Source organism: Stenotrophomonas sp. GbtcB23 (genome assembly GCF_019091045.1).
Classification (GTDB): domain Bacteria; phylum Pseudomonadota; class Gammaproteobacteria; order Xanthomonadales; family Xanthomonadaceae; genus Stenotrophomonas; species Stenotrophomonas rhizophila_A.
In genome coordinates this window covers 70,638-93,280 of the sequence record NZ_JAGXKC010000005.1, presented here as the reverse complement: position 1 = coordinate 93,280, position 22,643 = coordinate 70,638, and the positions used below count along the sequence as shown (strand labels likewise).

At 67.0% G+C, this 22,643-nt stretch carries 16 protein-coding genes and 1 riboswitch; of the genes, 7 read left to right on the top strand and 9 right to left on the bottom strand.

Annotated features, from left to right (window positions below):
- Nucleotides 1-51: 51 nt before the first annotated feature.
- On the top strand, nt 52-555 hold the full coding sequence (locus tag KVS69_RS03705) for an acyl-CoA thioesterase (protein ID WP_217537009.1): 504 nt from the start codon (nt 52-54) through the stop codon (nt 553-555).
- Nucleotides 556-583: 28 nt separating this feature from the next.
- On the opposite strand, the gene ppc is transcribed toward KVS69_RS03705, so the two are convergent.
- Together ppc and KVS69_RS03695 are read right to left on the bottom strand one after the other, a co-directional pair.
- Entirely contained in the window at nt 584-3,292 is a 2,709-nt protein-coding gene (gene ppc / locus KVS69_RS03700; RefSeq protein ID WP_217537006.1) for a phosphoenolpyruvate carboxylase, read from the bottom strand.
- Between the two features lie 124 nt (nt 3,293-3,416).
- Nucleotides 3,417-5,939 (bottom strand): prolyl oligopeptidase family serine peptidase, encoded by a 2,523-nt coding sequence (locus KVS69_RS03695; protein ID WP_217537003.1) that lies wholly within the window; start codon nt 5,937-5,939, stop codon nt 3,417-3,419.
- A 126-nt stretch (nt 5,940-6,065) separates the two neighbouring features.
- A riboswitch (S-adenosyl-L-homocysteine riboswitch) is annotated at nt 6,066-6,153 on the top strand.
- A 32-nt stretch (nt 6,154-6,185) separates the two neighbouring features.
- On the opposite strand from KVS69_RS03695, the gene ahcY reads away from it, so the two are divergent.
- The 3 genes from ahcY (at nt 6,186) to ybaK (ending at nt 8,945) form a co-directional block, all read left to right on the top strand.
- A complete protein-coding gene (gene ahcY / locus KVS69_RS03690; protein ID WP_068849268.1) occupies nt 6,186-7,631 on the top strand; it encodes an adenosylhomocysteinase in 1,446 nt (481 codons plus the stop codon).
- Nucleotides 7,632-7,806: 175 nt separating this feature from the next.
- Complete coding sequence (locus KVS69_RS03685) at nt 7,807-8,334, top strand: hypothetical protein (protein ID WP_217537000.1); 528 nt, start codon at nt 7,807-7,809, stop codon at nt 8,332-8,334.
- A gap of 140 nt (nt 8,335-8,474) precedes the next feature.
- Entirely contained in the window at nt 8,475-8,945 is a 471-nt protein-coding gene (gene ybaK, locus KVS69_RS03680; RefSeq protein ID WP_217537091.1) for a Cys-tRNA(Pro) deacylase, read from the top strand.
- A gap of 2 nt (nt 8,946-8,947) precedes the next feature.
- Here the strand turns inward: ybaK and KVS69_RS03675 are convergent, their stop codons facing one another.
- Both KVS69_RS03675 and KVS69_RS03670 read right to left on the bottom strand, forming a co-directional pair.
- A complete protein-coding gene (locus KVS69_RS03675; protein ID WP_068849262.1) occupies nt 8,948-9,505 on the bottom strand; it encodes a DUF3228 family protein in 558 nt (185 codons plus the stop codon).
- Nucleotides 9,506-9,545: 40 nt separating this feature from the next.
- Nucleotides 9,546-10,424 carry a TIGR01777 family oxidoreductase gene (locus tag KVS69_RS03670; protein WP_217536998.1) on the bottom strand — a complete coding sequence of 293 codons (879 nt, stop codon included), beginning with the start codon at nt 10,422-10,424 and terminating at the stop codon, nt 9,546-9,548.
- Between the two features lie 121 nt (nt 10,425-10,545).
- On the opposite strand from KVS69_RS03670, the gene metF reads away from it, so the two are divergent.
- Nucleotides 10,546-11,373: a methylenetetrahydrofolate reductase [NAD(P)H] gene (metF, locus tag KVS69_RS03665; protein WP_217537088.1), complete on the top strand. Its 828-nt coding sequence runs from the start codon at nt 10,546-10,548 to the stop codon at nt 11,371-11,373.
- Nucleotides 11,374-11,426: 53 nt separating this feature from the next.
- Nucleotides 11,427-12,014, top strand: a complete 588-nt coding sequence (locus KVS69_RS03660; protein ID WP_217536995.1) for a DUF4124 domain-containing protein — start codon at nt 11,427-11,429, stop codon at nt 12,012-12,014.
- Here KVS69_RS03660 and KVS69_RS03655 read toward each other — a convergent pair.
- The 4 genes from KVS69_RS03655 to KVS69_RS03640 all read right to left on the bottom strand — a co-directional run bounded on the left by KVS69_RS03655 (nt 12,004) and on the right by KVS69_RS03640 (nt 20,867).
- Nucleotides 12,004-12,960, bottom strand: a complete 957-nt coding sequence (locus KVS69_RS03655; RefSeq protein WP_217536992.1) for a Nudix family hydrolase — start codon at nt 12,958-12,960, stop codon at nt 12,004-12,006. The genes KVS69_RS03660 and KVS69_RS03655 overlap by 11 nt on opposite strands.
- Before the next feature lie 96 nt (nt 12,961-13,056).
- Nucleotides 13,057-16,716, bottom strand: a complete 3,660-nt coding sequence (locus tag KVS69_RS21260; RefSeq protein ID WP_217536989.1) for an autotransporter domain-containing protein — start codon at nt 16,714-16,716, stop codon at nt 13,057-13,059.
- Between the two features lie 300 nt (nt 16,717-17,016).
- On the bottom strand, nt 17,017-19,752 hold the full coding sequence (secA, locus tag KVS69_RS03645; RefSeq protein WP_217536986.1) for a preprotein translocase subunit SecA: 2,736 nt from the start codon (nt 19,750-19,752) through the stop codon (nt 17,017-17,019).
- 164 nt (nt 19,753-19,916) lie between these two features.
- Nucleotides 19,917-20,867, bottom strand: coding sequence for a M23 family metallopeptidase (locus KVS69_RS03640; RefSeq protein WP_068849249.1), 951 nt, complete (start codon nt 20,865-20,867; stop codon nt 19,917-19,919).
- A gap of 12 nt (nt 20,868-20,879) precedes the next feature.
- Between KVS69_RS03640 and KVS69_RS03635 the strand changes: the two genes are divergently transcribed.
- Nucleotides 20,880-21,320 (top strand): DUF721 domain-containing protein, encoded by a 441-nt coding sequence (locus KVS69_RS03635; RefSeq protein ID WP_083214065.1) that lies wholly within the window; start codon nt 20,880-20,882, stop codon nt 21,318-21,320.
- 267 nt (nt 21,321-21,587) lie between these two features.
- On the opposite strand, the gene lpxC is transcribed toward KVS69_RS03635, so the two are convergent.
- Nucleotides 21,588-22,499, bottom strand: coding sequence for a UDP-3-O-acyl-N-acetylglucosamine deacetylase (gene lpxC / locus KVS69_RS03630; RefSeq protein ID WP_217536983.1), 912 nt, complete (start codon nt 22,497-22,499; stop codon nt 21,588-21,590).
- Between the last annotated feature and the right edge of the window lie 144 nt (nt 22,500-22,643).

The following is a 22,643-nucleotide window of genomic DNA, read 5'->3' as shown; positions in this document are numbered from 1 at the left end:
ATGTGAAACCGACGGCCCGCGAAAGCGGGCCGTCGTCGTTACAATCCCTTCATGCCTACCGACATCAAATCCCACCAGCTGACCATGACCGTGCTGATGTCGCCGGAAATGGCCAACTTCTCCGGCAAGGTCCATGGCGGGGCGATCCTGCGCCTGCTCGACCAGGTCGCCTATGCCTGTGCCAGCCGCTATGCCGGTCGCTACGTGGTCACCCTGTCGGTGGACCAGGTGACGTTCCGCGAACCGATCGCGGTGGGCGAACTGGTCACCTTCCTGGCCTCGGTGAATTACACCGGCACTTCGTCGATGGAAGTCGGAGTGAAAGTGGTGGCCGAGGATATCCTCAAGCGCAGCGTGCGCCACGCCAACAGCTGCTTCTTCACCATGGTGGCCGTCGATGACGACGGCAAGCCGACCCCGGTACCGCCGTTGCAGCTGGAAACGAGCGACCAGCGCCGCCGCCATGCCGCCGCACTGCTGCGCCGGCAGCTGCGGGCGGAGATGGAGCAGCGCCAGCGTGAGTTGCTGGCGTCCAATCCGCCGTCGCCCGAATAAGCGTCACGACCAACGGTCGTGACCTGCCTCATCCCGTGTTCTGGACGCCCTGGGAGACGCCGTTGACGCACGCCACCAGCGCGCGCAGCACTTCGTCATCCTCGCCGCCGCTCTCCCGCCAGCGCCGCAGCAGGTCCACCTGCAGCACGCTGATCGGGTCGATGTAGGGATTGCGCAGGCGGATCGACAGCGCCAGGCGCTGGTCGTGCTGCAGCAGTTCGTCCTGCCCGGTGATGGCCAGGATCTGCCTGCCGGTGAGCGCCAGTTCGTGCTGGATCTGCGGGAAGAACCGGTCGTGCAGCGGTCCGGCCAGCTGCGAGAACTGCTCGGCGATGGTGATGTCGCCCTTGGACAGCACCATCGCGATATCGTCCAGGAAGGTGCTGAAGAACGGCCAGTCGCGCGCCATCTCCCGTAGCGTATCCGCATGCCCGGCATCGATCGCCGCCTGCAGTCCGCTGCCCACGCCATACCAGCCCGGAATCACCGCGCGCGCCTGGCTCCAGGCGAACACCCACGGAATCGCGCGCAGGTTGGTCAGCGCCGCGTCCTGGCCGAGCCGCCGCGACGGCCGGGAGCCCAGCGTCATCCGCTCGATCACGTCGATCGGGGTGGCCTGGCGGAAGTACTGCATGAAATCGGGCTGGCCGACGAATGCCCGATAGGCCTCCGCGCTTTTCCGCGCGACTAGGTCCATCACCGGGCGCCACTGCGCCTCGCGCGGTTCGGGTGCACGCGGGCGCAGGCTGGAGCGCAGCACCGCACCGGTGGACTGCTCCAGCGAGCGCAGCGCCAGCGCGCGGATGCCGTACTTGCGGTGGATCACTTCGCCCTGTTCGGTCACGCGCAGGCGGCCATCGATGCTGCCACGCGGTGATGCATCCACCGCATCGGTGGTCTTGCCACCGCCGCGGCTGATCGAGCCGCCACGGCCATGGAAGAAGGTCAGCCGGATACCGCTCTCCGCGGCCACCTCCAGCAGCTCCACCTGGGCCCGCTGCAGGCCCCAGCGCGAGGCGGCGATGCCGCCATCCTTGCCGCTGTCCGAATAGCCCAGCATCACCATCTGCACGTCGTCGCGCGCGGCCAGGTGCGCACGGTACACCGGATCTGCCAGCAGGTCGCGCAGCGTGTCCGTGCCACGCTGCAGGTCGTCCACGGTTTCGAACAGCGGCGCGATGTCCAGCGGCACCGCACCGGCGTCGTCCACCAGTCCGCCACGTCGCGCCAGCGCCAGTACGGCCAGTACATCGCTGCGGTCATGCGCCATGGAAATGATGTAGCTGCCCAACGCATCGGCGCCGTGACGGCGGCGGGCATCGGCCAGTGCGGCGAACACCGCATCCAGCCGTTGACCGCCCTCTTCGGTGCTGGCGGGCAGTGCCTGGTCGCCGCTGGCGAAAGGCGCCAACCGCTGCGCGCGCGCGATCGCGTCGGCCGCGTCCCAGGCGTCCTGGCCATCCAGCACGCTGGCCAGCGCGCGCCCATGCACGCTCGACTCCTGGCGCACGTCCAGCCGCGCCAGGTGGAAACCGAAGGTGCGTACCCGCCACAACAGCCGGCGCACCGCGAAGCCACCGGCGTGGTCTCCCTTGTTGGCATGCAGGCTTTCGAGGATGAGGGTGATGTCCTCCTCCAGTTCCTGCGGCGAGGCGTAAGCGCCGTCGGTATCTTCCAGCGTGGCCTGCACCCGCGCGCGCATGCGGTCGTTGAGCAGGCGGTAGGGCATGTCGGCATGCCGCGGGCGCGAGACCACCTTCGGCAGCAGCTGCTGGTAGTGCGCCACCCGGGCCTGCAGCGCGTCACTGACCGCCACCCGCTCGGTGGACTGGCTGAGCAGGCTGGCCAGCTGCAGCAGGTCCTTCTGGTAACGGCCCAGCACGGCCTGGCGCTGCGCATCGAGGGTGTTGCGGATGGTGCCGGCATCCACGTTCGGGTTGCCGTCCATGTCGCCGCCCACCCAGGTGCCGAAGCGCAGCAGCCGGGGCAGCGGTACGCTGTCGCCATAGGTATCCAGCAGTGCCTGCTGCAGCGATTCGTACAGCACCGGGATTACCCGGTACAGCACCTGCACCAGGTAGAAGCCGACGTGTTCGCGCTCGTCGTCCACGGTGGGGCGCACCGGTGAGGAATCGGTGGTCTGCCAGGACGCGGTGAGTGCCATGCGGAAGCGCGCCGCATCGGCCGCGGCTTCGCCTGGGGTGCGCTGGCCGTCGAGGTTGTCGACCAGGCTGGCCACCATCAGCTGTTCTTTTTCCAGCAGTGCGCGGCGCACCGCTTCGGTCGGGTGCGCGGTGAACACCGGCTCGATGTCGATGCGTGGCAGCCAGCTGGCCAGCTCCTCCAGGGTGACGCCCTGCGCCTTGAGCTGCTGGAGTGCATCCTGCAGGCCATCGGGCTGCGGCGCGGTGCCTGCACGCTGGTAATCGCGACGGCGACGGATGCGGTGCACCCGCTCGGCGATGTTGACCACCTGGAAGTAGGTGCTGAACGCACGCACCATCGCTTCGGCGCGTTCGGGCGGCAGCCCGGTCAATGCATCGTTGAGATCGGACAGCGGCGCCTCGCTTTCACGGCGCGCGATGGCGCGGGTACGCACCTGTTCCACATCATCGAAGAACTGCGTGGAGACCTGCTCGGCAAGCAGGTCGCCGACCAGTGCGCCGAGTCGGCGCACGTCGTCACGCAGGGGAATGTCGGGGGTGGCAAAGACGATGCTGCTGCGGTACTCGTTCATCTGCGACGCACTGGCCTCGGGAACGGAATCGCATCAAGCCTAACCCAGATTGCGCGGCAATCCCTGCCGCGCAAATGGTTTCAATTGCATGTGTTGCATCCGCCGGGCAACGCCCGGCGCGGCATCATTTGATCTTCATGCCCGGCCCGATGGTCTGCTCCAACCACCGCTCGCTTTCCGCCAGCATGGTCATCAGCGACTCACGCGCGCGGTAATGGTGCGACTCGTTGGGCAGCATCACCAGCCGCGCCGTACCGCCCAGCCCCTTCACCGCCGCGAACATCCGCTCGCTCTGGATCGGGAACGTACCGGAGTTGTTGTCGTCCCCGCCGTGGATGAAGAGGATCGGATCCTTGATCCTGTCGGCGAAGTTGAACGGCGACATCTTCAGGTACACGTCCTGCGCCTGCCAGAAGTTGCGCTCCTCGGCCTGGAACCCGAACGGGGTGAGCGTGCGGTTGTACGCACCGCTGCGCGCGATACCGGCCTTGAACAGCCGCGTATGCGCCAGCAGGTTCGCGGTCATGAACGCCCCGTACGAATGCCCGCCAATGGCGATGTGATCGCGGTCGGTCACCCCTCGCCGCACCACTTCATCCACCGCCGCTTCGGCGTTGGCCACCAGCTGGGGCAGGTAGGTGTCGTTGGGTTCCTTGTCGCCTTCGCCGATGATCGGCATCGACGGACTCACCAGCACCGCATAACCCTTGGCCAGGAACGCCTGCGGACCCCAGTAACCGATGGCGTTGAAACGGTAGGGCGAATCGGTCACCTGGCTGGCTGCCGCAGCGGTCTTGAACTCACCCGGGTAGGCCCACATCAGCATCGGCAACGGGCCGTCCTTCCTGGCGTTGTAGCCCGGCGGCAGCATCAGCGTCGCGGTCAGGTCGACACCGTCGTTGCGCTTGTAGCGGATCTGTTCCTTGCTCACCCCGCGCAGCTGCGGCAGCGGATGCTCGAAGCGGGTGAGCGCGCGCGGCGCCGCGGTGGCATCGGCCAGCGACTGTACGAAGTAGTTGGCCGGCGTATCGGGCGACTCGCGGGTGAGCAGCACCGAGGTGCCTTCCTGGTCGAGCAGTGCCTGCGGCAGCGAATAGGTAGGCGCCTGCGAATGGAACAGACGGGTGGCGGTGCGGCTCTCGAGGTCGAAGCGGTCCACGAACGGTCGGTCGCCTTCCGGCGAAGCACCCTGGCCGATCAGGAAGATGCTGCGCCCATCGGCGGTGATCTGCAGGCGCGAACGCCCGTTCACATCGCGCACCAGCGCCGGCTTGCCGGGATCGTTGTAGCGATCCTGCGATGAGCGCTCGGACAGCAGCTGCGGGGCCTGGTCGAGCTGGTCCGGCGCGATTCGCCACTGCTTGACCACGCGCGATTTCCACCACGACTCGTTGAGCAGCGCCAGGTCGCCCCGGCCCCACTGGATACCGGCATAGCGGCTGCCCAGCTGCGCCAGCGTCACCGGCGGCGCCTCGAACGGCGCGGCCTGCATCAGCACCGCATCGCGCACCTTGGAATCGCGGGCCGGATCGCCGCCGTCCTGCGCTTCGGCCCAGACCAGCGTAGCCGGCGCATCGGCGCGCCAGCTCACCTCGCGCACGCCGGTCGGCACCGCGTCGTTGCCGGTGGGCAGGCCCTCCACCAGCGGCAGGGTGGCCACGGTGTGCTGCAGCCGGCCATCAGCGGCGGACAGCACTTCGATGCGGCGCGGGAAATCATCGGCCGGCACCAGGTAGGAATACGGACGCTGCACGCGCTGGGCCAGCACATGCTGGCCGTCGGGCGAGATGCTGACGTCCAGGTAGACGCCAGCGGTGGACAGCGGCGCGGTCACGCCATTGAGCGCCACGCGTACCGGCTGCGAGCTGGCGTAATGATCGAACAGGCGCGCATCGGCTTCGTTACTGAGCAGGTCCTGGTAGGTGCGGATCGCACGCACGCCGGCGTCGGCCTGGGTCTGCTGGATCGCCGGGCCGGTCGGGATGCCGCCGGCGGCGGGCGCCGGGCCCTGGCCCTTGACCTGCTGGGTGACCACCAGCCCGCGGCTGTCGGGCAGCCAGTCGTAGCCTCTGCCGAACACGGTGTTGAGGTCGGCCAACAGGCGGCGCGCGGTGCCGCCGGCCACGTCGATGATCCACAGCTCATTGGCACCGCTGGCCGCATGCACCTGGTTGAAGGCCAGGTACTGCTGGTCCGGCGACCACGCCAGCGAGGCCACCGACAGCGGCTGCGGCAGGCCGGTGATCTGGCGCTCCTTGCCGTCGGCGATGTTCATCAGCCACAGCTTGTCGGCGAAGGTGAAGGTGCTGGCCGAATACGTGGCCGGGTTGATCCGCACGCCGGCCAGCTTCAGCTCGGGCTGGGCCACCTCGTTGATCGAAGGCAGCGGCGGGGTCTGCAGCAGGGCGGCGATATCGCGGCGCGGCGACAGGCTGAGGGTGGGCGCGCGCGGGGCGTTGGCCACCGCCTGCAGCGCCGCCGACGGCAGCTGGTAACCTTGCCCGGCCGGGGCCGCAGCGGTCTGGAGCGCCTTGTTGCCGGCCGTGGGCGTTGCCGCCAGCGCCAGTGGCGCCACCGCCAGCAGGGCCATGCCCACCATCAGCCGGCTGCTCCAGCGCGCGCGGCGCATACGGTCAGTGCCTGTCATCTTCCCACCCCATCCTGTGCAAACCTTGGACCTTAACAGCGGGGCGCGATTTGCCCCCCTGCCGATGGTTGGGGGCGTGCGCCGATTCATGCCCGGGCGGTCCGCCGGGATATAATGGGCATCCCCTCCACCGAGGGGCGCTGCGACCGCTGCCGGACCTGTTCCGCACGGCCAGGCTCGGTGGCAGGGCTGGTTCCAACGGCGCCCGGCGAAGACGAGCCATTCGTCCATTACCGGAGCTTTTGCATGAACGCTGTTGCCAAGACCTTCTCCACCGAAGGTGATTACAAGATTGCCGATATCTCGCTGGCCGACTGGGGCCGCAAGGAACTGGATATCGCCGAGCACGAAATGCCGGGCCTGATGTCGATCCGCCGCAAGCACGCCGCCACCCTGCCGCTGAAGGGCGTGCGCGTGACCGGCTCGCTGCACATGACCATCCAGACCGCCGTGCTGATCGAAACGCTGAAGGACATCGGCGCCGACGTGCGCTGGGCCTCGTGCAACATCTTCTCCACCCAGGACCATGCCGCTGCGGCGATCGCCGCGTCGGGCACCCCGGTGTTCGCCTGGAAGGGCGAGTCGCTGGAAGAGTACTGGGACTGCACCCTGGATGCGCTGACCTTCACCCTGCCCGACGGCACCCTGACCGGCCCCGAACTGGTGGTCGATGACGGTGGCGATGTCACCCTGCTGATCCACAAGGGCTATGAGCTCGAGAACGGCAGCACCTGGGTCGACGAAAAAGCGGCCTCGCACGAAGAACAGGTCATCAAGGACCTGCTCAAGCGCGTGGCCAAGGAACGCCCGGGCTACTGGGCCCGCGTGGTCAAGGACTGGAAGGGTGTTTCGGAAGAAACCACCACCGGCGTGCACCGCCTGTACCAGCTGGCCCAGGCCGGCACCCTGCTGATCCCGGCGATCAACGTCAACGACTCGGTCACCAAGTCCAAGTTCGACAACCTGTACGGCTGCCGCGAGTCGCTGGCCGATGGCCTCAAGCGCGCGATGGACGTGATGCTGGCCGGCAAGGTCGCCGTGGTCTGCGGCTACGGTGACGTGGGCAAGGGCTGCGCCGCGTCGCTGCGTGCCTACGGCGCGCGCGTGGTGGTGACCGAAATCGATCCGATCTGCGCCCTGCAGGCGGCGATGGAAGGCTTCGAGGTCAACACCATCGAATCCACCCTGGGCCGTGCCGACCTGTACGTCACCACCACCGGCAACAAGGACATCATCCGCATCGAGCACCTGAGCGCGATGAAGGACCAGGCCATCGTCTGCAACATCGGCCACTTCGACAACGAAATCCAGGTCGATGCGCTGGTCGGCTTCCCGGGCGTGCAGCACATCAACATCAAGCCGCAGGTGGACAAGTACGTGTTCCCGAACGGCAACGCGATCTTCCTGCTGGCCGAAGGCCGCCTGGTGAACCTGGGCTGCGCCACCGGCCACCCGAGCTTCGTGATGTCCAACTCGTTCGCCAACCAGACGCTCGCGCAGATCGACCTGTGGGCGAACAAGGACAGCTACGAGAAGAAGGTGTACCTGCTGCCGAAGAAGCTGGACGAGGAAGTGGCGCGCCTGCACCTGGAAAAGATCGGCGTGAAGCTGACCACCCTCACCAAGGAACAGGCCGATTACATCGGCGTGCCGGTGGAAGGTCCGTTCAAGCCGGAGCATTACCGCTACTGATCGGACGGTTGCCGACTGACAGTCGGCACTACCGGTCGGACGGTTGCCGACTGACAGTCGGCACTACCGGATACCACGGGCGCCTTCGGGCGCCCGTTTTCGTCATGCGAGCTTCACATCCGCGCCGGGATCATCAGCGCGCGGGGGAATATCTGGGTGCATTCCGGAGATTTCCATGAATATCAAGTTCCTGGTTCCCGCACTGCTGGTGCTGTGCGGTGCCGCTTGCATGTCCCCCGTCCACGCCGCCGACTATCGGTGCATGGTGTTTTCCGGTGCAGATGGCAAAACACCGGAAGCGAGCTCCAACGCGGACGGGAAATACGCCATCAAGGCGGCCGACCTGAAAGCAGCGGAGGCCGGTGCCCTGGCTGCCGCCACGCGCTACAAGAAGAACAGCGTCACGCTGACCAAGGCCCAATGCGATGCGGTGGCAGGGGCATCGAGCACGACAACGTCGGCACCGACCACGACAACCGATCCGACGCCAACGGCTCCATCTGCCCCAGCGACAGGTGCAACCAAGGACTACCGGTGTGCCGTGCACGATGCGGACGGCAATGTGCTCAAGGGCGAGGCGGAGGGTTACTTCCAGGTCGCTGCCAGCAACGGTGACGTGGCCGATGGCTTGGCAAAAGCCAAGGCGGAAGCGAAGTACGGGGCCGGGAAAGTCGACCATGTCGATTGCGCGCCCATGGGTTGAGGTTGCATTCCTGCTGCTGGCGGCCCCAGTGCCGGCAGCAGCGGGATAGCCCCCTACCTGGAACCGCCCCCGATAGTCCGGGTCAAGATTCTGCGGTCGCGCCCACGCTAAGGTAGTGCGACCACGCCAGCTGCATGACCATGACCCCGGCCATCAATCTGCTCAAGAAGCACGGTATCGCCCACCGCGTGCTTGCCTACCACCATGATGCCAACGCCGCCTCCTATGGCGGCGAAGCGGCGGAGCAGCTGGGGCTGGACCCCGCAGTGGTGTTCAAGACCCTGCTGACCAGTACCGAAAAGCACGAGCTGCTGGTGGCGATCGTGCCGGTCAGCGGCACGCTGGACCTCAAGGCGCTGGCCGAGGCGGCGGGCTGTAGAAAGTGCGAGATGGCGGCGGTGGACGCGGCACAGCGCGCCACCGGCTACCTGGTCGGCGGAATCAGTCCGCTGGGCCAGAAGAAGAAGCACCGCACCTTCATCGATGCCAGCGCGCAGGCGCTGCCGGTGATGCACGTCAGCGCCGGCCGACGCGGGCTCGAGGTGGCGTTGGCGCCGGCCGATCTGGTCGCGCTGACCGAAGCAGAAATGGCGGGTATCGGTCGGCCGTAACCTTACGGCCGCCAGTTCGCGTGGCTTTCCCAGTACGCCACGGCGCGCTTGTAAGCCTCACGATCCAGCGGCACACCGGAGCCGCCCTCTTCCACCCCCAGCGCATTGCGCATCATGGTGATCGGCGCCATCGGCACTTCTTCCGGTTCGGCGGTGTAGATGCAGCCGACGATGCCCCAGTCCGCTTCGATCGGCGAGCCTTCTTTCGCCAGTTGTTCGGCGCTGTACAGGATCACCACCAGGTAATTGGCGCGCGGCGACTGCACGCCCTCGAACCAGCGCACCAGCACCGGCAGTTCGTCGCGGTTGCGCGCCTCATAGGCGCTGCGCAGCTGGTGGCGGTTGGCATCGGTGACCGGCACGGTCAGGCAGCGCGTGGACGTCCAGTTTTCATACACGAACAGCTTGCAGAACGGCGCGTAGCCATCGAGCACCTTGAACGGCGCGTGCGCATTGAGGTGCGCCTGGAACTGCTCGGCGGTGCAGTCCTGGATGGTGTTGCCACGCGGCACGCGCGGGAACAGACGGGGGCGGGCGAATTCGGTGAGGACAATCGACATGGCGTACGCAGCTGGAAACAGGTGCACAGGGTAACCGGCCTCAGCCGAGGATCGCGCGCAGGGCCGCTTCCAGTGTCGGGTACCGGAACCGGTAGCCTTCCTGCAGCGCGCGCGCCGGCACCACGTTCTGCCCGGTCAGCAGCAGGCCCGCCATCTCGCCGAAGGCCAGTTTCAATGCGAATGCCGGCGTCCGCACCCACGCTGGCCGCTTCAGCACATGCGCCAGGGTGCGGGCGAATTCCGCATTGGTGACCGCCGCCGGCGCGGTGCCGTTGCAGGCGCCACGTGTTTCGGGATCGGCCAGCAGCCACAGGATCAGCCCCACCAGGTCGTCGCGATGGATCCAGCTCATCCACTGCATGCCATCGCCCATCGGCCCACCCGCGCCGATCCGGAACGGCGGCAGCATGCGCGCCAGCGCACCGCCCTCGCGGTCGAGCACAATGCCGGTGCGCAGCAGGCAGGTGCGCACGCCCAGGTCTTCGGCCTTCAGTGCCTCGGCCTCCCACCGCCGGCACAGCATGGCGGCGAAGTCATGCCCCGGCGAGGCCGCTTCATCCAGCGGGGTGGCATCACGCGGCCCGTAGTAGCCGATCGCCGAGCCGGACACCAGCACCTGCGGGCGGGTCGGCAACCCGCGCATCCAGTCCAGCAGGGCCCGGGTGGTGCCGATGCGTGACTCGAGCATGGCCTGCTTGCGCGCCGCGTTCCAGCGGCCTTCCACCAGCGGTTCGCCCGCCAGGTTCACCACCGCGTGCACCGGGCCCACATCGCCCAGTGCACCGACGTACTGCACCCCGGCCTGGCCGGGCCGGCCCGGGCTGCGGGTCAGCGCCGTGACCCGGTGCCCGGCCGCCAGCAGCCGCTGGCACAGGCGCTGGCCGATGAAGCCGGTGCCGCCGGTGATCAGGATGTCCATGCGTGCTCTCCTTGGGGGAAGGCCACTTTACCCGCCCGGGTGTAAACGCCCCGCCCGCCATCTTTTACATTCATCGCGATGAAGCGATATGATGGAACCACACCCGCTGCCGCCGCCGCCCATGACCGCCCTCAGCTTCGAGTTCTACCCACCCAAGACCGACGACCAGCGCGCCCAGCTCGACCGTACCGCGGCCAAGCTCAAGGCGTACGCGCCGGAATACGTGTCCTGCACGTTCGGCGCCGGCGGCTCGACCCTGAGCTATACCTCCGAAACGGTGCGACACCTCAAGCAGCACCACGGCTTCGACGCCGCGCCGCACCTGTCCTGCGTGGGCGGCAGCCGCGAGGAGATCCGCGAACTGCTCAAGCTGTACCGGGCCATCGGCTGCAGGCGGATCGTGGCGCTGCGCGGCGACCTGCCCTCCGGCATGGGCCATCCCGGCGACCTGCGCTACGCGTCGGAACTGATCGCCTTCATCCGCGCCGAGCACGGCGACGCGTTCCACATCGAGGTCGGCGCCTACCCGGAAACGCACCCGCAATCCGACGACGCGCTGCGCGACCTGAGGTACTTCAAGGCCAAGATCGACGCCGGTGCCGATGCGGCCATCACCCAGTACTTCTTCAATGCCGACGCCTACTTCCACTTCGTCGACGCGGTGCGCAAGCTGGGCGTGCAGGTGCCGATCGTGCCGGGCATCATGCCCATCTCCAACTTCAGCCAGCTGCGCCGCTTTTCCGAACAGTGCGGTGCCGAGATCCCGCGCTGGATCGGCAAGCGCATGCAGGCCTACGGCGATGACGCCGATGCGGTGCGCGCCTTCGGTGCCGAAGTGGTCGCCCAGCTGTGCGAGCGGCTGGTGGCCGGTGGCGCACCGGGCCTGCATTTCTACACCCTCAACCTGGCCAAGCCCACCACCCAGGTATTGAAGCTGCTGGGCCGCTGAACATCGCGCACGCCATTGCTTGCAGATAACGCGCGTCCCGCTACCCTGCTGCGATGAGACCGGTCGTTCCGTTGCTGCTGTCGCTGTGCATGCTGTGCTTGGCCCCGTGGGCGCAGGCACAGGCGCAGCGCGTGAACCGTTGCACCACTGCACAGGGCGAAACGGTGTTCACCGACCGCAGCTGCGATGCGCTGGGCGCGACGGCGCGGATGCCGCCGCGTGGTGATTCGGTGGGCAATACCGGCATCTACCGCGCCGGCTGCGCGCGCCGGTTGAGCGAGCTGACCGGGCAGATCCGCGATGCGGTGAGCCTGCAGGACGTCAACCGGCTGTCGTCGATCTACCTGTGGGGCAACGTCTCCAATGCCTCCGCCAACCAGATCATCGGGCGACTGGAATCGGTGGTGCAGCGGCCTCTGCTGGATATCGCCCCGGTATACCCGGAGGTCGCCGCGCCGACGCCGCTGCCGGTCGACCCGAACGCGACCCTGGTCGAGGCAGTGGAAGCGGCCGCGCCGCAGGCCAGCCGGCCGCGGCCGATCGGGCTGCGGCTGGAGCAGACACTCGGTACGACGGCCACGCCGGCGCGGACGGTGTTTGGACTGCGCCGTCAGTACGGCTGTTTCTGGATCACCCTGTAGGCCACAACGCGCGGATGGCGGCGATGCCCTGCGCGCCGTGGCGGCGCGCCTGGGTGATGTCGTCCGGGTGCAGGCCGCCCAGCGCGTACAACGGCAGCGAGACCTGTGCGCGCAGGGTTTCAAAGGCGTCCCAGCCCATCGGCACGCTGCCGGGGTGGCTGTCGGTGGCCTGGACCGGGCCGAGCACGGCGAAGTCACAGCCCAGTCGTTGCGCGGCCTGCAGCTGGGCCAGGTCGTGGCAGGACGCGGCCACCAGCTGGTCGGCCGGCAACGGCCGCGCCTCCAGCTGCAGCAACTGCTCGCCGCCCAGGTGCACGCCGACGCCAAGCCGGCGGGCCAATTCGATATCGCGGTTGAGCAGCCACTGCACTCCGCCGCGGTGCCGGGCCACGGCCTGTTCGGCCAAGGCGATGCGGGCCGCGCTGTTCGGCGTTCGCAGCTGCACGCGGCGCACGCCCGCCTCCAGCGCACGCGCCAGCCGTGCGTACCAGTCCTGGTGCGCGGCATCCTCGTCGGTGTCCGGTTCGGGGGTGATCAGGTAGCGGTCCGGGTGGCGCAGCGCGGCCACCACCGGCAGGTCGGCCGGCGGCATCGAATAGCGCGACAGCTTGTCCGGCGCCACCCAGGTGATGGCCTGGCCTTCGCGGCCGCGCGGTGAGCCCTTCCAGCTGCGGATGTGCCGCACTTCCAGGCGCAGGTGCTTGTCCGGATATTCCTGCGGGACGTCCATGATCCAGTCGCCGACCTCGGCCTCGATCCCCAGCTCCTCGCGCAGCTCACGCACCAGCGCCTGTTCGGAGGTCTCTCCCTCTTCGCGCTTGCCGCCGGGGAATTCCCAGAGGCCGGCCATGTCGCTGTTCTCGGTACGGCGGTTGAGCAGGATGCGGCCGCGGGCGTCGGTGATGACGCCGGCCACGACGTGGATCGATCGTTTGGGGGATGGCATGCGACCAGAATGCCCAATCGGCCCGGGCATGCGCAATGCCGGACAGACGAAGGGCCCCATGCGGGGCCCTTCGGGTGGCTCAGGCCGTGGGTTCGATCAGAACACCACGTTCCAGTTCAGCTGGGCGCCCACTTCACGCTGGCCATCGCCGGCACGGCCCTGCGCGAACATCGACAGGCGGCTGTTGTCCGACGTGTTCAACGACACGCCCAGTTCGGCGATGCCCACGTTGCGCGCCAGCGGCAGGCCGCTGACAGTGAAGCTGTCGCTGCCGGCCACGAAGCGGTTGCGCGAGTCGGCACGCAGTTCGCCGGCCGCGTTCTGCCAGGCCAGGCCGGCCTCCAGGCGGGCGCCGTCGGTCTGGCCACCGCTGATGTCCCACCCGGCGCGAATGCCGGCCGTGGTGGTCCAGACCTCATCCTTGCTGGATGCCACCGACAGGGCTGCGGTGCCGCCGGTTTCCGTGATGGCCTCGCTCGACAGGCGGGTGTAGGCCACGGCCAGGTAAGGGCTCAGGGTCAGCGCACTGAGCTGGATGTCCCAACCGCCTTCCGCAAAGGCCTGTACCGAATGAGCGTCATGCTGGCTGCCCAGGCTCTGTTCCCAGGACGTGCCGGCACCCAGTTCACGGCGGGTATCCACCTCGTAGTCGGCGTAGCTGGCGCCGCCGTTGATCCAGGCCTGCTCACCCCGGAAGCCGGCGTACAGGCCACCGTGCACCGCGTCGACCTCGGTGATCGCGTTGCGGTCGCGGATCTGCTGGCGCAGCGACTCCGGGCCACCGGCCACGCCGACGGTCCAGCGGTCGCCGAAGGTCCAGTCGTAGCCCACCATCAGGCCCTGGCGGGTGTCCTGGGTGCGCGAGGCGGTGCCATCGCTGTCCTGGCGCTTGGAGGCGCCGCTGCCGGCCACCCACACAGAGGAGCCGTTGAGCTTGGTGTCCGGCGCCGGGCGCAGGTGCTGGGAGATGCCTTCACGCAGGAAGCGGTCGTCCAGCAGCAGCGCACGGTTGCTGGCGTGCAGTTCGCCGCCGAGGTCATCGAAGGCAACCAGCGCACCGGCCTCATCGAGCATCAGCAGGCCGTTGTACAGCGCCAGCGCGTCGCCGGACTGCTGCAGCGAATCCAGCGCCGCGGCCGTGGCGCGCTGGTTGCCGGTGACGGCGACGGCGCCGAACACGATCGGCGGGGTAACGCCCGGGGTGCCCGGGAAGCCCGGATCCACCGGCGTGCCGGGATCGACCGGGGTGCCCGGATCGACGGGCGTGCCCGGATCGACCGGGGTACCCGGGTCGACCGGATCCACCGGGGTCACCGGCGTGTTGACCGCGATGGTCAGCACGACCTGGTTGCCGGTCTGGGTCAGGGTGGGGGTGATGAAGGCCGAGCGCGAGATCACATCGTCGAAGCCGCCATTGATGCCGCCGGCCACGTCGAGGATCGCGTAGGTCTGGCCGTTCTGGTAGCTGGCATTCGGGTCCAGCCCGGTCACGCGCACGCCGGTGGCACCGGTGGTGCCGGCGATGCCGACGCCATGGCCGATGTAGGCCTTGCCGGTGACGGCAACCCGGTCGGACTGGCCGTTGCCAAGCAGGTCCACGTCGTAGAAGGCCTTGTCGGCCACGCTTTCGGGCACCGCGCCCGCGGCATTGATGTACAGGTCACCGTTGATGGTGAGCGTGCCGATGCCGGCATCACCCGGCGACAGCACGCCGCCATTGAAGACCTGGGTGGTGCCCACGGTCGCATTGCCGGCGAGCATGCCGCCATTGCGCACCATCACGTTCGAGCTGCGCACCACGCCGGTACTGCTGCCGTAGTTGATGGTCTGGTCGAAGCCGGAGTTGCCGTTGAGCACCAGGGTGCCGCCGGTGACCTCGATCTGCTGTGCAGCAGCCTGGCTGGTACCGGTATAGCTGCGCCCGGTGTACATGTCGCCATCGATACGCAGCGTGCCGCCGTTGACCGTGACCTTGCCCCCGAAGTCGGCCAGGTCGCCGGTCAAGGTGGTGGTGCCGGCCACGCTGGTCACGCCGCCGGTGGTGCCATTGGTACTGCTGACGGTGTTGGCCAGGCTGATGTCGCCGGTGTGGTTGAACACCAGCGCGCTGAGCGCACCGTCCATGACGATATCGGCCGCGCCCAGTTCGCCGGCCGCTTCGGCCGCCGCCCAGGTCGGGGCGCCATCGGCGACCGACCAGGTTTCCAGGCCGCCGCCCACCACGACAAAGCCCAGGGTGCCCAGCTTGAGGTCCCCGCCGGCGGCAACACGGCCGCCATTGGCCACGTTGAGGATGCCGAACGGTTCGCCGACCAGGTGGCTGCCCACCGTGACGTCGCCGGTGGCCTCAATGGCCGAACCCGCGCCGCTGACGCGGACCTGCTCATCGACCGCGCCGATCTTGAAGGTCATGGTGTTGGCGCCGCCGGACACCAGCAGCGTGTCGGTACCGATCACCGCACCGTCCAGCACGTCCACGCCGGTGCGGATGTCCAGCTCGCCCTGGTTGGTCCAGCGGCTGCCGGCACCGGTGAGGGTGGCGGTACCGGTAGCGCTGAGCGAGTCGCGGATGCGCGCGGTGTTGGACTGGATCTGGCCGCCGTTCTCCACCAGCAGCTGGGTGCTGGCAATGATCCGGTCGCCGCTCAGCACCGAACCGGCGCCGGTCACTTCAATGCGGCCGGTGCGTGCGGCGGTGCTTGGCAGGCCCTGGTTGTCTTCGGCGGTCACGTTGCCGGTCACGGCCACCAGCGCGCCATCTTCGATGCGCAGCAGGCCGTCGCCGTTGCCCGACACCCGCAGGGTATCGGTGGTGACCGTCGAACCTGCGCCGCTCACCAGAAGCGAGCCGCTGGCCTCCTGTGCTTCACCGATGCTGACCAGCTGCGACGCCAAGGTGCCGCTGTTGCGGACAATGACTTCGCCCTTGCCACTGGCGGCAGCACCGATGAGCACGTCGCGCCCGGCGGTCACGCCACCATTGTTGATGAACAGCGCGCCGGTACCGCCCTCACCGACGCGCAGGTCATTGCCGGTGACCAGCAGCTGGCCGCCACTGGTGACGTTGATGGTGCCCGTGCTGCCGACCTCGGTACCCACGCTCATGCCAAACGAATCGCCGATAGGCGGTGCCTGCAGCGTGGTCTCCACGCGGGCACCATTGCGGATGGTGAGCATGCCAGTGCCTTCGCGACCGACCAGAATCTGGCGGGCGGTAAGCAGTGCGTCGGTGCCATCGACCTGGCCGATGCCGCTGGAACCGGCTGCATAGCCGAACGACAGCGTCGAGCCCAGGGTGGCCTTTGCGCCATCGTAAAGACGCAACGCGCCGGTGCCTGCTTCACCCACGCGCACGACGGCGCTGTTGACGGTCAGCGACGAGGTCGGCCCGAAGATCTGCAGTTCGCCATTGCTGCCGGCAAGCGTACCCAGCGAGACCAGGCCGTTGGAGGTGAACGTGCCGCCGTTGCGTAGCTGGACTTCCACCGCGCCGTTCGGGCCGACGCGGAAACCATCGACATAAGCGCGCGGATCGGTGACGGTCTCGCTCGCATCGAAGTCATACACCGCCGCGAAGGCGGCAGGCAGCGAGGCGGCCGACAGGCCGAGCGCAACCAGCATGGCAGCGCTCAGCGGCGAACGCCGGCGGCGGCTGTCGGTCGCGGGAGAGGAGGAAGAGGGGGACGTGGCGAGTTCGGACGCGACCTGCATCAGGCCGGTGGTGCGATTGAACACCAGGCGATAAATCCTGTTCATGAAACTCCATGGATGGCGACTCAGGGGAAACGCGACGCTGCCGCAGCCTGCGGAGCGCAATGCGCGTCGAGCCTGCCCCGAATGCAATGCATTCGCGACAGCGCTGAACACGTTAACCCTCTGTCGTATATCCACACGTGGGTCGCATCTGACACTCGCGTGGGGATGCGCCACGCATCAGTGTCAGGTTTTTCTGAAAGGTCCGTATTGGCGACATCGGTCACAGAACGATGCCCACAAGCATTCGCGCCGTGCAAACAAAGATCAAAAAAAACCCCGCTTTCGCGGGGTTTTTTCTGATCAGCTCAACTGGCCGTGGCAGTGCTTGTACTTCTTGCCACTGCCGCAGGGGCATGGATCGTTGCGGCCGACCTTGGGCTCTTCGCGGGTCACCTGGCCGACGACGCCGCTGCGCTGGGCTTCCACGTCCGCCGCCTCTTCGTCGGCGCCGTAGCCGCCCACGTTCTGGTGCTGGAACTGAGACTGCAGCAGGCGCGCTTCGGCCTGCTGGCGTTCGGCTGCTTCCAGCGCCGCCACTTCTTCCTCGCTGCGGATGCGCACGCGCGCCAGCAGGGTCACCACTTCGCGCTTGACGTTCTCCAGCATTTCCGAGAACAGCTCGAAGGCTTCCTTCTTGTATTCCTGCTTGGGCTGCTTCTGTGCGTAACCGCGCAGGTAGATGCCCTGGCGCAGGTAATCCATGCGGGCCAGGTGCTCCTTCCAGCTCTGGTCAAGCACGGTGAGCATGACGTGCTTCTCCAGCGCGCGCATGGTCTCTTCGCCGACGCCGGCTTCCTTCTGCTCGAAGTGCTCGTCCACGCGGGCCTGCACCTTGTTGGCGATGGCTTCGGCGTCGAGTTCTTCGTGTTGCTTGACCAGGCCGGTGACATCCATCTGCACGCCCAGGTCGGAGGCCAGGGTGGCTTCCAGGCCCGGCAGGTCCCACTGTTCGTCGATCGAGTTCGGCGGCACGAAGCGGGCCACGATGTCGTAGATCACATCGCCACGGATGCCGTCGACGTTGTCCTTCACCGACTCGGCGTCCAGCAGCTCATCGCGCTGGGCGTAGATCACCTTGCGCTGGTCGTTGTTGACGTCGTCGAAGTCCAGCAGGTTCTTGCGGATGTCGAAGTTGTGCGCTTCGACCTTGCGCTGCGCCTTTTCGATCTGGCGGCTGACCAGGCGGTCTTCGATGACGTCGTCTTCCTTCATGCCCATCATGCGCATCGCCTTCTGGACCCAGTCCGAGGCGAAGATGCGCATCAGGTTGTCTTCCAGCGACAGGTAGAAGCGGGACGAACCCGGGTCACCCTGGCGGCCGGAACGGCCACGCAGCTGGTTGTCGATACGGCGCGATTCGTGGCGCTCGGTGCCCACGATGTGCAGGCCGCCGGCGGCCTTGACCTGGTCGTGGCGGACCTGCCAGTCGGCCTTGACCTTGGCGCGCTGCTCGGCGGTGGCATCTTCGCCCAGCGCGTGCAGCTCCGCCTCGTGCGAACCGCCCAGCACGATGTCGGTACCACGGCCGGCCATGTTGGTGGCGATGGTCACCGCACCGGGCATGCCGGCGTTGGCGATGATGGTCGCTTCGCGGTCATGCTGCTTGGCGTTGAGCACTTCGTGGTGCACGCCGGCCTTGCGCAGGTGCTCGGACAGCATCTCCGAGGTTTCGATCGAGGTGGTGCCCACCAGCACGGGCTGGCCGCGCTTGTTGCATTCCTGGATGTCGGCCAGCACGGCGTTGAACTTGCCGTTGCGGTTGAGGAACACCTGGTCCGGCGAGTCCTTGCGGATGGTCGGGCGGTTGGTCGGGATGACCACCACTTCCAGGCCGTAGATGCTCTGGAATTCGTAGGCTTCGGTGTCGGCCGTACCGGTCATGCCGGACAGCTTCTTGTACATGCGGAACAGGTTCTGGAAGGTGATGCTCGCCAGCGTCTGGTTCTCGCGCTGGACCGGCACGCCTTCCTTCGCTTCCACCGCCTGGTGCAGGCCATCGGACCAGCGGCGGCCGGCCAGGGTACGGCCGGTGAATTCGTCCACGATCACCACTTCGCCATCGCGCACGATGTAATCCACGTCGCGCTGGTAGATGGCATGCGCGCGCAGGGCGGCATTGAGGTGGTGGACCACGGTGAGGTTCTGCGCCGCGTACAGGCCTTCGGTTTCGGCGCTGAGGATGCCGGCTTCGACCAGCAGCTGTTCGGCGTGCTCCATGCCCGCTTCGGACAGGTGCACCTGCTTGCCCTTCTCATCGACCCAGAAATCGCCCTCGCCTTCTTCGGCTTCCTGGCGGATCAGGCTGGGCACCACGCGGTTGACGCGGATGTACAGCTCCGGGGAGTCGTCGGCCGGGCCGGAGATGATCAGCGGGGTACGCGCTTCGTCGATCAGGATCGAGTCGACTTCGTCGACGATGGCGTAGTGCAGGCCACGCTGGTAACGGTCGGCCCGCGACAGCGCCATGTTGTCGCGCAGGTAGTCGAAGCCGAATTCGTTGTTGGTGCCGTAGGTGATGTCGCTGGCGTAGGCTTCGCGCTTGTCGCTGTGCGGCATGCCCGGGTAGACCACGCCGACGCTCATGCCCAGCCAGTTGTAAAGCTTGCCCATCTGCGCCGAGTCGCGGCGGGCCAGGTAGTCGTTCACGGTGACCACGTGGACGCCCTTGCCTTCCAGCGCGTTCAGGTACACCGGCAGCGTCGCCACCAGGGTCTTGCCTTCACCGGTGCGCATTTCGGCGATCTTGCCCAGGTGCAGGACCATGCCGCCGATCAGCTGGACGTCGTAGTGGCGCATGCCGAGCACGCGGCGGCTGGCTTCACGGCAGACCGCGAAGGCTTCCGGGAGCACCTTGTCCAGGGCTTCACCGTCGGCGATGCGCTGCTTGAACTCCGGGGTCTTGGCCTTGAGCTGCTCGTCGGAGAGCTTTTCGATGTCCGGCTCCAACGCATTGATCTTGGCGACGATGCGGTTGAGCTGGCGCAGCTGGCGTTCGTTACGACTGCCAAAGACGCGGGTAAGCAGGCTGTTGATCATTGAAGGAACCGGTTGGAATGAGACGCCCCAACGGCGACGCTCCCTCGGGAGCCGCCCGCCGCAAACGAAACAGGGCGCATCGCGCCCTGTCTATGGCAACACCCATTGTAGCTTGGGACGAGGGCACTTGGTTTCAAGCGCCCGCGATCCGCCAGATGGCGCCCTCAGCCGCGGGAAACCCGCCCGACCGGGGTGTTGCCGCCATCGCCCAGGAACTTGCGCGGGTTGACCACCTGGCCGCGTTCCCAGACCTCGAAGTGCACGTGGGCACCGGTGGAACGGCCCGTGGAACCGGCCTTGGCCACTTCCTGGCCGGCCCGCACCAGGTCGCCCGGCTTCACCACCAGGCGCGAATTGTGCGCATAGCGGGTCACGTAGCCGTTGCCGTGGTCCACGTCGACCACGTTGCCGTAGCCGCCCTTCACGCCGGCGAAGCTGACCACGCCATCGGCCACGGCCATGACCGGGTCACCGACCTTGGCATGGAAGTCGATGCCCTTGTGGTTGCCGCGACCGCGACCGAACGGGTCGTTGCGACCACCAAAGCTGGAGGTGATGTAGCTGTTGCGGATCGGCATGCGACCCGGCACGGCGTCCTGCTCCAGCTGGTGGTCGAACATCAGCGATTCCATCACCGACAACTGGCGGCCTGAAGCAGCGAAGCGCTGCTCCAGCACCTGTAAGTCGGCGTTGACCGCGCTGACCGGGATGTCCTGGGTCGGGCCAGGCTCGCCTTCACCGAGGCCGGGGGTCTCGTTGAAGTCGAACTCGCCGTCTTCCAGCTTGCCCATCTGGGTGAGGCGTTCGCCCAGCGCATTGAGCCGGGTCGCCTGCGCCTGCAGCTCGCCCATGCGGGCGGCCAGGGCGTTGACCTGGGTCTGGGCATCCTTGCGGGCCTGCGCCAGGTCGCGTTCCTGCTGGGCGACCTTGGCGTGGAGCCGGGAATCGTTGAACATGCTGCCACCCAGACCGGCACCGAAGCCGATCAGGCAGCCCAGCCCGAGTACGCTGCCCAGCAGGGCGCGGGGCCTGTCCTCGAAGTAGAAACGCAAACGCGCCAGCGGCGTCTTGGCCTGTCCTTCACGCGTTTTGATTACGATCTTTTTGAATGCCATCAGTGAGTTTTCATGTCTGAGCCGAAATCCAGTGCCCGTCCTGCGTCAACGCCGAAGCCGGCGCTGGATGCAGTCATGGGTGACAAAGCTGGCAATCCGCTGCGTCGTGCCCTGTGGCTCGATGCGCTGGACCGTCAGTTGCGCCCCCATTTGCCGCCCACCCTGGCCACCCGTTGCCGGTTGGCGAATGTGAACGGCGAACACCTCGTTTTTCTCGTCGAATCCCCTGTCTGGCACGCCAAAGTGCGGCTTGCCGAGGCTCAGTTGATCGACGCGGCCCGGTCCATCGGGCTGAAGGTCACCAAGGTGACCGTCAAAACCGCGGCTGCCGCTCCTCCACGCTCCCCAGCGATCGATAACAGGAATGGCCCCCACGCAGTTTCAGCCGCCACGCACAAAGGGCTACGCGACGCGTTGGCCTGTCTAAAGGACGTGGATTCGACCAGGTCCTGAAGCCATCGGGGCATCCCGCCCTTCCCTACCGTCGTCACGATCACGTGAATCTGGTTGGGAGCCGGCGGCCATCGTAGCCGTGCTGGGTCGTCCAGTCGTTAGTCTTTTATTAAAAGTTCGTTAAATTCAGCTCGAAAGCGGATCGGGTTCACAAAAACGTGACCCAGGTACGTACACGGTTCATTGACGTCAACGTCACGCCTCGCATACCGTCGAAAACGACGAACGGCGCCCAAGGCGCCGTTCTTTTCCAATCATTTCAACTAGTTATGCGTATGCGGGGACGCCGTAGACCACCGGCACTGCGCTGCTGGGTGCGTCATAGCTCACCCACTCCCAGGCGGTGGCATCGGCCAGCAGGGCCCGCACCAGCTTGTTGTTGAGCGCGTGGCCGGACTTGAAGCCCTCGTAGGCGCCCAGCACCTGGCCGCCGGCCAGGTACAGGTCACCGATCGCATCGAGGATCTTGTGGCGCACGAATTCGTCGGCGTAACGCAGGCCGTCGTCGTTGAGCACGCGGAATTCGTCGAGCACGATGGCGTTGTCCATCGAACCGCCCAGGCCCAGGTTGCGCTCGCGCATGTACTCCAGGTCACGCATGAACCCGAAGGTGCGCGCGCGGGAGATTTCCTTGGTGTAGGCGGCGGTGGAGAACTCGATCTCGGCGCGGGACTGCTTGGCCGGGATCATCGGGTGGTCGAACTGGATCGTGAAACCGAGCTTGTAGCCTTCATACGGCTCGAAGCGGGCGACCTTGTCGCCTTCGGTGACTTCCACGGTCTTGAGAATGCGGATGAAACGCTTGGGCGCGTCCTGTTCGGCGATGCCCGCCGACTGCAGCAGGAACACGAACGGGCCCGAGGAACCGTCCATGATCGGCAGCTCGGCCGAGGACAGCTCCACGATGATGTTGTCCACACCCAGGCCGGCCAGGGCCGACATCAGGTGTTCGACGGTCTGGATCTTGGCGTCGTTGCAGGTCAGCCCGGTGCACAGGGTTACTTCGGTGACCAGGTCGGCACGGGCCGGCACTTCCACCACCGGGTCCAGGTCCACGCGCCGGAACACGATGCCATGGTTGACCGGTGCCGGGCGCAGGGTCATGTAGACCTTGTCACCGCTGTGCAGGCCAACGCCGGTGGCGCGGATCGTGTTCTTGAGGGTGCGTTGCGGAATCATGGGGGCCAGCCGGGGGAAAGCGCGCAGTCAACGCGACAGTGACAAACAAGAATAACACGCACTACCACCGCTCCTTTCTGAACCGGGGGCGGCAGACTGCCGGGCCTATCCTGGCCCGGCAGCAAGGGACATGGAGGCGCTTAC